10 protein-coding genes are annotated in these 12,802 nt (G+C 69.4%); all 10 read left to right on the top strand.

Annotated elements, in window-relative coordinates; all coding sequences use genetic code 11:
* Window positions 1-4: 4 nt before the first annotated feature.
* The 10 genes from ACIP82_RS29850 (at window position 5) to ACIP82_RS29805 (ending at window position 12,791) form a co-directional block, all read left to right on the top strand.
* A complete protein-coding gene (locus tag ACIP82_RS29850) occupies window positions 5-601 on the top strand; it encodes a hypothetical protein (protein WP_400657888.1) in 597 nt (198 codons plus the stop codon).
* Between the two features lie 73 nt (window positions 602-674).
* Window positions 675-1,211, top strand: a complete 537-nt coding sequence (locus ACIP82_RS29845; RefSeq protein ID WP_400657886.1) for a hypothetical protein — start codon at window positions 675-677, stop codon at window positions 1,209-1,211.
* A gap of 252 nt (window positions 1,212-1,463) precedes the next feature.
* Window positions 1,464-5,660 carry a hypothetical protein gene (locus ACIP82_RS29840; RefSeq protein WP_400657884.1) on the top strand — a complete coding sequence of 1,399 codons (4,197 nt, stop codon included), beginning with the start codon at window positions 1,464-1,466 and terminating at the stop codon, window positions 5,658-5,660.
* Window positions 5,644-6,621, top strand: a complete 978-nt coding sequence (locus ACIP82_RS29835; RefSeq protein ID WP_400657882.1) for a hypothetical protein — start codon at window positions 5,644-5,646, stop codon at window positions 6,619-6,621. The genes ACIP82_RS29840 and ACIP82_RS29835 overlap by 17 nt, the downstream gene beginning before the upstream one ends.
* Before the next feature lie 18 nt (window positions 6,622-6,639).
* The gene (locus ACIP82_RS29830; protein WP_400657880.1) at window positions 6,640-7,611 is read left to right on the top strand and encodes a hypothetical protein; all 972 of its coding nucleotides are present in this window, start codon (window positions 6,640-6,642) and stop codon (window positions 7,609-7,611) included.
* Window positions 7,612-7,613: 2 nt separating this feature from the next.
* Window positions 7,614-8,819, top strand: coding sequence for a hypothetical protein (locus ACIP82_RS29825; RefSeq protein ID WP_400657878.1), 1,206 nt, complete (start codon window positions 7,614-7,616; stop codon window positions 8,817-8,819).
* A 27-nt stretch (window positions 8,820-8,846) separates the two neighbouring features.
* Window positions 8,847-10,907, top strand: a complete 2,061-nt coding sequence (locus tag ACIP82_RS29820) for a hypothetical protein (protein ID WP_400657876.1) — start codon at window positions 8,847-8,849, stop codon at window positions 10,905-10,907.
* A gap of 132 nt (window positions 10,908-11,039) precedes the next feature.
* Window positions 11,040-11,492, top strand: coding sequence for a hypothetical protein (locus ACIP82_RS29815; protein ID WP_400657874.1), 453 nt, complete (start codon window positions 11,040-11,042; stop codon window positions 11,490-11,492).
* A 75-nt stretch (window positions 11,493-11,567) separates the two neighbouring features.
* Window positions 11,568-11,984, top strand: a complete 417-nt coding sequence (locus tag ACIP82_RS29810) for a hypothetical protein (RefSeq protein WP_400657871.1) — start codon at window positions 11,568-11,570, stop codon at window positions 11,982-11,984.
* A 273-nt stretch (window positions 11,985-12,257) separates the two neighbouring features.
* A complete protein-coding gene (locus ACIP82_RS29805) occupies window positions 12,258-12,791 on the top strand; it encodes a hypothetical protein (RefSeq protein ID WP_400657869.1) in 534 nt (177 codons plus the stop codon).
* Window positions 12,792-12,802: the final 11 nt, after the last annotated feature.

Raw genomic sequence — 12,802 nt, 5'->3', positions numbered from 1 at the left:
CTCCATGAGCACACCAGCGAAGACCAACGCCGCAGAAACCGTCATCCCGAGCCGGACCTTCGTCTACCTCGCGCCGACCGGCACCGCGGCGCCGGCCGACGCCACCGTGGCGCTCGCGGCCGGCTGGCGCAGCGTCGGCCACACCACCGAGGACAGCCTCAAGTTCAACGAGGAGCCGTCGTTCGAGGAGCTCAAGAGCGCGCAGAGCGACTTCCCGGTCCGCCGGTTCCAGACCAGCGACTCCGCAACGATCGAAGTCGACCTTGAGCAGTGGTCGGGCCCGAACTTCGTCGCGGTCTACGGCGGCGGCACGATCACCGAGATCACCCCGGCCGGCGGGGGCGCCGGACCCAAGCACTACAAGTTCGTTCCCCCGCGAATCGGCGGCCGCACCGAGGTCGCCGCGATCGTGGAGGTCATCGACGGCGGCAAGTCCTACCGCTTCGTCTGCCCCCGCGTCATGCAGCTCGAGGGTGTCGCCAACGACCTCCAGAAGGGCGCCGCGAGCAAGCTTCCGCTGCGCCTGGGTGTGCTGGGCGGCGACGACTCGGACGCCTGGTACCTGCTCACCAACGACCCGGCTTTCAGCATGGCCCCGTAGTTCGGCAGCACGCGCCACAAGCCCCGCCCGTGTGCGACGGTCCCGCCCACCAACTACTGGAAGGCCTTCCGCTGTGACGACCCCACCCCCGCTGATCGACCTTGACGCGCCGCGCCGCGAGGTCACCTACCCCGATGGGATCCCGGCTCTCTTCGGTGGAGAAACGTTCCTCTTCCCGGCCGAGCTGCCGCTCGACGCACTCGATCCGCTGCTGGCCAACAATTTGGATCTGATGGGGATCGCCGCGCAGGTGATCACCGACGAGGGCAACAGCAACGTGGCCGGCGGCATCGTGGACCTGCTCCTGACCCGCCCGCACCTCCCCCGGACCTTCCTCGCCGCGATGCGGGACGTCTACCTCCTGTTGCTCGGCGCCGACCAGTACGAGCGGTTCATCGCGAAGAAGCCGAGCATCCCCGACTACGTCCGGCTCACCAAGGCCCTGGCCAAGGCCTATGGGGTGGAACTGGGAAAGCTCTTCGGGTCGCCCGCCTCGCCCAACAGCGGTGGGACGACCTCGAATACGACCTCTCCCGCCACCACGGGCGAGACGCCCGCGACGCCTGGCGGCGCCCCGGAGATCCCCACTTCCTCGGAGTCCGCCGGCTGATCGTCCTGGTAGACGGGCTCCCCGAGCAGGCCCGCACCCGTCGCCCGCTCGGCCAGGCCGTCTGGTGGGGCTTTCAAGAGGAGCTGCTGGCCCAGATTGTCGAGGTCGTCTCCGTCCTCGCTTCGGACCACCGGTTCAAGGAGCCCCTCACCATCCCCCGCCCCAACAGCCTGACCAGCGCACCCCGACGCCGCGGCCCGTCCGGGTTCCAGAAGATGCTCGCCGCCGCGACGCAGAGAGGACGGATCCAGCATGGCTGAGGGGCACCTCGCTGGCCGTCTGCTGCTCGAGATCGAGGCCTCTGCCGCCGGCTTCGCCCGCGACCTCCGCGACAAGGTGGACGCAGCCGCTGCCGGCGTCACGGCCAAGATCGGCATCGAGCTCGACGGTGAAGGTCTGCGCAAGCGGCTCAAGGCCATCGTCAAGACGGCCGCCAAGGGCGTCACCGCCACCGTCAAGGTCGACGTCGACCAGGACGACCTGCGGGGCAAGCTCGAAGGCGCGGTAGCGAACGCGGCCTCCCGCGTACGCGCGCAGGTGCGTGCCACTCCTGACGAAGACCACTTCCGTCAGGAGCTCCAGCGCGTCGTCACCGCGGCTGCCGGTGACTCCAGCAGCGCTGTCCGGATCCGCCCCGACATCGACCGCAGTACCCTGGTCGACGCGGTCCGCCGCCGGGTTGCAGAAGCCGGTGACGACGTCGCCCAGGGCGGCGGGGTCAGCATCCCGTTCAAGCTGCCCGGCCGCACGATGTTCCTCGGGGCGATCCTCGCCCTGGTCCAGCCGGCCGTCGGCGCGCTCGCCCAGCTCGGCGCAGGTCTGACGGCCATGGTCGGCTCGGCTCTGCCCGCGGTCAACACCCTCGGCGCGCTGCCGGGCATCCTGGTCGCACTCGGTGCGGGCCTGCTGAGTACCAAGGTGCTGTTCGGCGGCGTCGGCACAGCAGCGCAGGGCCTCGCGCAGAAGATCGCGTCGGTGCGCGACGGCACGACCATGAGCGCCGCCGAGTTCGCCAAGATGAACGCGGCCATCGCCGGCGTCGCGCCGTCCGCCCGGGACAGCATCACTGCGGTCCTCGGCTTCCAGGACGCCTGGAAGAAGATCAAGCTCGACGCGCAGGAACGCTTCTTCTCGCGGATCTCCCGCGAGCTCACTCCTCTGGGCAACACGCTGCTGCCGCTGGTCCGCGATCAGCTCGACGGCGTCGCCGGTGTTGGCGACCGCTTCGCCACCAGCGCCGCCCGCTGGATGCAGACCCCCGTGTTCAGGGCCGACGCCGCTGCGATCGTCCGCTCCAACTCTCGCGTGCTGGGCACGATGAGCCTGGCCCTCGGCGAGGTAGGGCACGCCACCGAAGACGTCCTGGTCTCCTCCGGGCCGTTCGTTGAGCGCCTGGCCGAAGCGACGCGTCGCGGTGCCCAGTGGGCCCGCAACGCGGCCTCCGCCGCACGCGAGAACGGCTCTCTCAACCGTGCGATGAACGAGGGCGCCGACGTGGCGTCCTCCTTCGGCCGGTCGGTCCGCAGTCTGGGCAAGGGGCTGGGCGGGGTGTTCACCGCTGGGCGCGACTCAGGGAACTCGCTGCTCGCCGGGATGGAGAAAACACTCGACCGGTTCGACAAGTGGACGCACTCCGACGCCGGCAAGTCGAAGATGAAGGACTACTTCGACCAGGCGCTGCCCGGCGCCCGCGAGATGATCGGCCTGGTCGGTGACCTCGCCCGAGGTCTCGCCAAGCTCGGCGCCGACGGCGGAATCACCTCCCTGGTCTCGCAGGTCCGCACCCAGCTCGTCCCCGCGATCGGCGCCCTGATCACCGGACTCGGCAGCCTTGGCCCGCACGTGGTCGGTGCCCTGTCCAACGTCGCCGAGATCATTGGCCGACTCGCCTCAGGCGCCTCCGCCTTTGGCCCGGTACTGGCCGTCTTCTCCGGCCTCGCCAACATCCTGGCCGTCCTCCTGCGCACCGTCCCTGGCCTCTCCACCGCGCTCGGCGGCCTGCTCGTAGTGATGCTCGCCATCAAGGCCACCCAGGGGATCGGGGGCATGTTCACCGCGGCGAACGCGAACGCCACCGGGCTGACCCGCACCACCACCGGCCTCGTCGGCACCTTCCGCGGCCTGAACGAGCAGATCCGCCTCCAGCAGTGGCACGCCGAACAGGCCGGTGTCTCCCTCGGCCGCGTCGGGGGCGCCGTCTCTGCCCTCCAGTCCAACGTGCCCCGGCTACAGTCGACCATCCCCACCGTCGACGCCATGAACCGCGCCTTCCTCAACACGCGGTCGGCGGCCGGCGACGCCGCCAGCAGCGTCACCGGCGTCGGCAGTGCCATGAGGGTGGGCCTCAAGGGCGCTATGACAGGCCTGGTCAACTTCATGGGCGGGCCGATGGGCCTAGCCGTCGCAGGCCTCGGCATCGGCCTCGGGCTGCTCGCCAACTACCACCAGCGGGCCACCCAGGCCGCCGCAGACCAGCGCCGCGCGCAGCAGAACCTCACCACCGCGCTCCGGGACACCCACGGCGCGGTTACCACCGACGTCCGCACTACCGCCGCACAGCTCCTCCAGGACACAAAGGTGCTGGACGGCAAGCAGAAGCTCCTCGACGTCATGGCGAAGGTCAACGTCGGCCTACCGGAGCTGACCACCCGCTACCTCGGTCTCAACGGCGGCCTCAAAGAGCTGTCGAAGACCATGAACGAGCAAGCCGAAGCCGCACTCAAGGCCTACCGCGGGCACCCGACCGATGAGCTGAAGGCCAAGGCCGGCGACGCCGAGCGAGCAGCCAAGGCGATCCAGGAGCTCCTGAAGGTCCAGGAGTCCGAGGCTGCAAAGACCAAGGAGGCCGCAGCCGCAGCCGGCAGCCTCGAACGCTCCGGCCTGGTCTACGAGAAGTTGAAGGGCTTGGTCGGCCAGTACTCCAACGCGACCCTCGACGCCACGGCGCGCACCGACGCGCTCAAGTCCGCGCTCGACCTGCTGGCCGGCGGCACGCTGTCGTTCAAGGACGCGCAGGCCCGTGCAGACGGTCAGGTGCTGTCCGCGATGCAGGCCGCGAAGTCCGCCATTGACGAGCGCAACGGCGCGTTGAAGGAGAGCAACGAGTACCTCAAGGGCTGGGGTGCTGAGCTCCTCCAGGCCGACGGTTCGTTGAAGACCACCACCGACAACGGCCACCAGCTCTACAACTCGCTGGTGTCGATCCGCGATGCCACCCTCGACTCCACCCGGGCCGCGTACGACCTGGCGATCAGCCAGAAGAAGACCGTTCCCGAAGCCATCGCAGTGGCCAAGACCGAGATGGGCCGACTGTACGACGCCGCGATCAAGGCGGCCATGGGGTACGGCCTGAGCAAGGAGCAGGCCGAGAAGGCGGCGGCCGCCATGGGCCTGGTCCCCGACAAGGTGACCACCCTTCTTGCCGCCACCGGCGTCGACTCCGTCATCGCCCAGCTCGCCGGCGTCCAGGGCGAGTACGCCAAGGTTCCCGGCTCCAAGCAGATCACCGTCCAGGCGATGACCAATGAGGCACAGCAGCTGCTCCAGTCGATCGGCTACACGGTGGTCACTCTCCCCGACGGCCAGGTGCAGATCACCACCACGTCGGCGACGGCGAACGCCGAACTCGACTCCGTGATGAAGGCCCTGGCGACCATCCCACCCGGCAAGAAGCTCGATGTCGACGTGCCCACGCTCAAGGCCATGGGCCAGATGCAGGCCATCCAGGACAAGCTGACCGCGACACCGGGACAGAAGAGCATCACCGTCGAGGCACCCTCGGAGCTGGCGATCTCCCAGCTACAGGCGGTCGGCTTCAAGGTCGAACGCCTGCCAGACCACCAGATCAAGATCAGCGCGCCGAGCAACGAGGTTGAAGGGTCCGTCTCCCTGATCCAGCGCGCCATCAACGCCCTCAAGGGCAAGACCGTCTCCGTAGACGTCCAGTACAACTACCCGGCCGGCCTGCACCGAGCGGAAGCGGACGGCGGCATCCTCCGCTTCGCCAACGGCGGCATCCTCGCCCGAATGAAGGCCTTCGCAAACGGCGCGGAACGGCACATCGCGCAGATCGCCCGCCCCGGCGAATGGCGCGTGTGGGCGGAGCCGGAAACCGGCGGCGAGGCCTACATCCCGCTGTCCCCTGCCAAGCGAGGCCGCTCCGAGCAGATCCTCGACCGCGTGGCTGAGATGTTCGGCGGCCAGGTGGTCTACAACGCCGCCGGCGCGCTGCGCCAGCCCGGCGGCCTCACCCCCGCCGACCTCTACCGCAGCTCCACCCAGCACCGCGCGCGCGCCGCCGCCGCGGCGGCTGCCCAGCCGGCCGCCCTCGTCAACGGCGACCTGATCATCACCCGCCCAGAGACCGAGAGCAGCGGCGACGCCCTCACCGGCGTCATGTTCCAACTGCGCCGAACCCGCCTGGGGGGTGTCCATGCCGGAGTTGCGTGAGGGCCAGTGGCACCTGGCCTACGACGGGGATGGCCCCCACCCAGGTGCCGACCTGACGTTCGGCACGCTCGCCACCGGAATCTACTTGCTGTCCGAGCCAGCCATCGACTACGTCGACGGCACTCTCGGGGACGCCCCGCTCCCGTTGCAGGACGGCGTTCGCTTCGGCCAGGACACCACGGCCACCACGACGATCAGCTTCGAGCTGGCCGTGGACACCGTTGCCAGCAGCCCCACTCGGGCGGGCCGACATACCGCCAACCTCGGCGCCGTCGACACCCTGCTCGCGACCTGGGACGCTGCCGCCGTCCGCCGCCGGATGGGCGCCGTCGCGGTACTGCGCACCAACCAGGGCGGCCGAGTCCGGCGTACCTACGGCCGGCCCCGCCGCATCGCTCCGGCCAACACCAGGTTCACCCGCCAGGGCAGCACCAGCATGGTGGCGACCTTTGTCTCCACGGGCACTTTGTGGTTTGACGACCTCGAGGAATCGACCACCCCGACCGTGGCGCCGGCCCCGATCCGCGGCTTGAAGGCACCCCTCACGGCCGCCCTGTCGCAGCGCGTCCCGGCGCCGCCCCAACCGCCCGGCGCGATGGCGGTCACCGGCACCGTTCCGACCTGGCCCGTGATTACCGTCTTCGGCCCCGGCCGGAACCCGACCTTGACCTTCCTCGGCCCCGGCCGCACTCAGGCCGGCGACCTCGAACAGCGGATGACCATCGGCCTGGACCTGGTCCTCGGCGAAGGCGAGTGGGTCACCATCGACCCCCGCCCCTGGGCCCGCACCATGCTGCGCAACGGCACCGCCAGCGTCGCGGGCGCCCTCACCAGGACCAGCCCCCGAATGCAGGACATGGTCCTGCCTCCCGGCCTCCAGCACGTCCGCTACTCCGTCACCGACGACACCGGCACCTCGCGCGCCACCGTCTCCTGGCGCCCCGCCCACCGCTTCTACTGACCCCCGAAGGAGGCCCCCGTGTCCTGGGACTCGGTGCCGTGGTTCATCGAAGGCTCTGCTGAGCACTCCGCGCAGATCGCTCGCCTGCTCGCCTACAACAGCGTCGGCGGCGCCGAAGGCGTCATCGGGCCCAACGACCTGCGCGTACGGGCGCTCGCTGCTCCTGGCCAGCAGGTCGAGGTCCTGACCGGCGCCTGCTCCATCCTCAGCCGCGCCGCAGGGGCCCAGTATGAGGCGTACGCCGGCCGCATGATCTCCATCGACAAGATCCCCATCACCCCCACCGGTCCGACCGGCCGCTCTGATCTGATCGTCGCCCGGGTCGAGAACCCGTACCTGCTCGGGGAGACCTGGGCGCAGCCATCCACTCCCGCCACCGGCCCGTACATCTTCACCAGGGTCATCTCCGGGGTGCCGGCCGGAACGACGTCGATCCGACAGATCCGCCCCAACGACTCGGCGATCACCCTGGCCCGGATCGACCTACCGCCGAACACTTCGAGCGTCCTGCCCGGCCACATCAAGGACCTACGCAAGGTCGCCCGGCCGCGCTCGGAGGAACGCGCCTACACGATCATCGGCTACCCCGAGTACTCGTACATCGACACGACTGATAGTCAGTGGAAGGCCTGGCCCGAGCGCGCCAACTGGGCCATCGACATCCCCGAGTGGGCCGTCACCGCGACGGTCACCACGAACTTCTCGGGCATGCGGCTGTCGGTCAACAACGTGTACGTGTGGATGCGTCACATGTGGGGCGGCGTCGCCGGCTCGACCAGCGAGTTGGACGACGACGGTGGCACCGGCTTCCGGCGGGCCGACAAGCTCTTGGCCGACACCTACTCCGTCCCCGCGGCCTGGCGCGGCACAACCCAGACCCTTCACGTACAGACCGCAGCGTTCGACCCCGGCCGGCTGGACGTCAACGGCACCACCCAGGTCGTGGTCCGGGTGCTGTTCCGGGAAGCCGCCGCGCAGGACGGTGCATAGCGGTGAACTGGCGGTTCATCGCCTTGCGCGTCCTCACAGGGCAGATCCTCGACTGGGACGTCCCGCTGACCCTGACTTCGTTCCCCGTGCGGGAGCTGTCCGGCCCAGGCGGGATGAGCGGCCACGTCGAGCCCGAGTACGCCCGGCTGATCGCAGCCGACGGCGAACCCCTCCTCCGGGAGTGGGACACCGCGATCTTCGCCGAGCTCAATGGGCAGATCCGAGGCGGCGGACTGATCGTCAACACCTCCGCCGACAACGGCAAGTGGATGATCCGCTGCGCCGGCTACGCCTCGTATCCGCACGGACTTCCGTTCCTCGGCCTGATCCAGTCCGGCCTGCGCATCACCCCGCCCGACCCCAACGAGGGCCTCGACAAGAACCACGACGGGTACGTGGACTTCACCGACCCGCCGCGTTCCATCCAGGTCGGCCCCCCGCCCCCGTCCTACGGGGGACCCCGCATCGACGCCTACGACGCTGTCCGCCAGATTTGGGACCACGTCCAGAGCTACGACAACGGGCGGCTCGGCCTGGTGATCGACCAGCACCAGGCCGGGGTTCTCCTCGGTGCCGAAGACGGCTCAGACCCGTACGAACTCGCCTGGTGGGACACCCCAGACTGCGGCAGCAGCATCGACACCATCGCCCAACAGGTCGGCTTCGACTACCTCGAAGAACACGCCTGGGCCGACATCGACGGCAACAACACGACCATCGTGCACCGCCTACGCCTCGGCACCCCGCGCCTGGGCCGCAAGCGCACCGACCTCCGCTTCGCCGACGGCGAGAACATCAGCAACATCGCCACACCTCGAACCCTCGGCGAGGACTTCGCGAACGAGATCCTCGTCCTCGGCCGCGGCGAAGGCGTCACCATGCCCCGCCTCCAGCTGGGCCGGCCCGACGGCCGACTGCGCCGCGTCCACGTCGTCGCCGAGAAGGCGGCCACCGGTGAAGCCGCTCTGCGAGCCCGCGGAAACCAAGAGCTCCAGGCCAGGACACAAGGCCTGTACATCCCGATGCTCGAAGTCCGCGATCACCCCAATGCGCCCGTCGGCTCGTGGGTCCCCGGAGACGACATCCTCGTCCAGGTCCACGTTCCGTGGGTCGGAGACATCGCTATCTGGCACCGCATCGTCTCCGACGAGCTGCGCACCGACGGCACGGTCCTGCTGTCCCTCAAGCGCTCGGACGCATTGGGCTGATCACTGGCCCAGCCCGAAGGGACGCTGTTGCTTAACGCACTCGATCAGACCGTCCAGCAGCGTGAACTCGCTGCTCTCCTCAAGCGCATCGACCAGCGACTGGACAACCTCGAACGCGCCGCCCAACTGCCCTACAGCGCAGCCCGCGGCCAGCTCCACGTCGTGGACGACGCTGGCACGATCATCAGCACCATCGGCCGCCAGGTGGACGGCACGGTCGGGGTCACGGTGGCCGCTTCCCCGCCGCCGCCGACCCCGCTCGCCCCGCTTGTCCAGCCGGCCATGGCGGCGTTGAACGTCACCTGGGACGGGCAGTGGGTGGACGCCTACAAGTCTCCGCTGAACCTCTCCCACGTCGAAGTCCACGTCGGGGAGGGCGCCGACTTCACGCCCAACCCGCAAACCATGGCCGCCACCCTCGCGGCCGCCGGCGCCAGCATCACCCTGGCCACCACCACCTACACGCCGCTGTGGGTTCGGCTGGTCGGCATCAACGCCGCTGGCGCCAGCGGCCCGGCCAGCGCCGCCACCAAGGGCACCGCGCTCAAGGTCGTCTCCGACGACCTGGTGAACGGCATCATCGGCGAGCTACAGATCGCCAACAGCGCCATCACCGCCGCGAAGATCGCCGTCGGGGCGATCAACAACGACGCCATCGCCGCAGCAGCCGTGACCGCCGCGAAGATCGGCCAGGCGGCCGTCATCGCGGGCAAGCTCGCCGCGGACTCCGTCACCCCCGGCACCATCGCGAGCAACACCGTCACAGCCCGCGAGATAACCGCCGGGGCGATCACCACGGCCAAGCTCGCCGCCGGCGCCGTCACCACGACGGAGCTCGCGGCCGGGGCAGTCACCGCGGGGAAGATCGCGGCCGGGACCATCACGGCAACGGAGCTCGCCGCCAACTCGGTGATCGCCGCCAAGATCGCTGCCGATGCCGTCGCCGCAGGGAAGATCGCCGCCAACGCCGTGACCGCCCGAGAGATCAAGGCCGGGACGATCACGGCCGACCGAATCGCCGCGAACTCGATCACGGCCGGGCAACTCGCCGCCGGGGCCGTCACCGCGGCCAAGCTTTCCGCGGACGCGATCGACGGCAAGACCATCACCGGGGTCACCATCGTCGGCTCCACCATTCAGACCGGTCTCACCGGCCGCCGAGTCCTGCTTTCCCCCACAGACCCGACCGACGGAAGCGACAACCCCTCCGCGCTCCTCTACTCCGGAGCAAACACCGAGAAGGCACCAGCACGCCTCACCGCAGAGGTGCGGGTGCTGAACGAGGGCGCCGGCGCGACCGGACAGATGGCTCCGCGGTCTGTCCTCCCCAGCGCCGCAACAGCCCGCCTGACTGCCCCCCAGATGACCACGGACGGCTCGCACACCCCTCGCCTACAGCTCAACAGCGGCGGGCCGAACACCGGCTACGTCCAGCAGGGCAGCTTCAGCCTGTCCGCCTCCGGCACGGGCCTCGCAGGCGAGACCTTCGTGGGTGGCTCCGCCGGCTACGCACCTGGCTCCGAAGGACTGGTCTACTCGTATGTGCGCCGGTACACCGACCTCAAGGTCGCGATCGAGCAGCTTCGCCCGGAGTCCTGGTCAGTGCAGCTATCCGACCAGATCGCCGCCATGTACCTCGAGTCCAACGGCCTGATCATCAGGGCTCTCCTGGGTGAAGTCCTCCTTCAGACCAAGGACGGCATCCGGATGAACGGCGGGAACATCACCCTCGACGCTAACGGGATCATCAAGAACGCCTACACCTCCTGGGTCACCCCCACCTGGAAGAACGGCTGCGCCCAGTTGGCGAGCTGGCAGGCCGTCGGGGTGAAACGTCGCCCGGACGGAATGGTGGCAATGCGGGGTATCGCCTCCATCCCCGCAGGCTTCACGAGCGGGGTGGTCTGCACGATCGACGACCCCGCGCTACGCCCCCGGGTCGGCGAGGTCTTCGCCGTGGCCACGCCGAACAACGTTCAGGCGAACTTGTTCGTACAGCCGAACGGCAATGTCGAGGTCTGGAACGCGACCGGCAACCTCGGTGGGTGGTTGAGCTTCGGCTGCACTGAGTGGTCGGTCGTGGACTAGCCAGGACGCGACGCAACGCCACCGGATCGCCACCCTGGGATCGCGCGGGCGGGGGCCATCACCACGACCTGCCACCGCGGGGCCCCGGCCCGCGCATCGACCCCTGAGGAAGGCACGATCCGCTTGGCGCCCATGGACACAATCACGACCGTGGTCACCCCGGTGTGCACGCTGCTGGGTGTCATCGGCGGCGGCTGGTTGGTCACCCGACAGGTCGCCCGGCAAGCAGCCGCGCAGGAGCGCGTAGCCGAGTCCCAGGCCGATGCCGCGGAGGCCCAGGCCGAAGCGACCGTCGAGACCGCCGAAGTAACGGCGGCGGCGTCCGCGGCTGAAGCCCTCCAGGCCGGCTTCATCGCGTTGTACGCCGAGCACCGCGAGGAGCGGGCCGAACTGCGCAGCCGCATCGGCGCCCTGGAGGAGCGCCAGGCCCGCCAGGACGAGCAACTCGGCCGGATCGTGGAGGATCACCGACGCTGGCGGGACGCGGCGATCCGCTACATCCGCCTCCTGCGCGCCCAGATCAAAACCCTCGGGGCCCCCTACCCGGAGCCGGAGGAACCCATCCGGGCCGATCTGGAGCCGTAGAGCACGCGACACAAGCAGCTGCCGCCGGCCACCGTGCTCCTTGCACCGCACACCACCCCCCTTCCGGAAGGCAGCATGGATCTGAACACGCTCGTCCTGAACAGCGCCGGCTACGGCGCCGCGGCCGGCGCCGCGCTCCCCCTGGTCGCCTCCGTCGTTCTCCGACCGCACTGGTCCCCCGAGGTGAAGCACTGGATCGTCATGGCCCTGTCCGTCGTGTCCGGTCTCGCCACCGTCGCGGCGCAGGGCCAGATCACCAGCGACTACAGCCCCGGCGCAGTGATCGCCGCCGTCGCCGCGGTCTACGCCGCGTCCCAGCTCGCCTACATCGGCCTGTGGCACCGAACCGGCCTCCCGCAGCGGATCGAGACCGCCACCAGCCCGACCCCCGGCCCGCACCTGCTCGCGCCGCCGGACGACGGCGACAGTTTCGCGGCCCTGCTGGCCCGACTCGACAAGGGGGACACGGAGAACACCGATCGAAGCAAATAGCCGCAACGATTCCGGAGAGCGGGTATAACCCAGTACCATCTAGAGGAGGTGGCCGTCCTGCTGCCGACCCCTACCGTTGAGGGTGCCCGTTCCTACTCTTTCGGGGGAACCGGAGAACACCCGAGACCACCGGCAGTGCGAAAGCATGATGCCGGGGCTGGTGAGCGTTGCTCCGCGATGATCCAGCACACGGTGGGGTCGCCAGCAGGACGGCCACCGCTTCGGATGGACGAGAAGCACTCGCCCCCGCAGCCTCACCGAAGGGGAGATCCCGTGGCAACGCCTGTGCGTGAAGCTCCAGTCCTGGATCCGGACGACCTTGCCGAAGAAGTCGAGTTCCTCAGCGGAGCCACAGAGGAAGCCTTCGCCGAGGAACTGGTCGACTTCGTCACTGCGCGCTCCCCAGAGGCTGAGCTCGTGGCAGCCTTCCGCAGCCCGGAGGTCGTGAGGCGGGTAGCCAAGACAGCCGATCGGCTCCTTCGGGATCACGGTCCGCTGGTCAAGCAGGAGGACAACGAGTCCCGCAACGCCTTCACTCGCCGGGCCGGCCGGGCCCGGCAAGCCATGGAGTTGGAGCTGCGCCGTGCACAGCTCATCATCGCTGGCGACGCCGCGCGGGCCACTGGCCACATCTCCGCCGCTCCGAACCCGTCCAACCGTGCGCGCCGCCGGTTGGCTGCCCTACACCCTGAGCAGTACTTTCAGCTCAAGCAGGAAGAGGAGCAGAAGGCCGCCGAGGCCCGCCGGGCGGCGAAGCAGCAGGGCAGATCGGCACGCCGGCAGGCATCGCGCTACACAGCAGCATGACTGAGACGAAG

Source organism: Kitasatospora sp. NPDC088548 (assembly GCF_044753005.1).
Classification (GTDB): domain Bacteria; phylum Actinomycetota; class Actinomycetes; order Streptomycetales; family Streptomycetaceae; genus Kitasatospora.
Note: the sequence above shows the minus strand (reverse complement) of the source record. Positions and strands in the feature narration are given on the sequence as shown.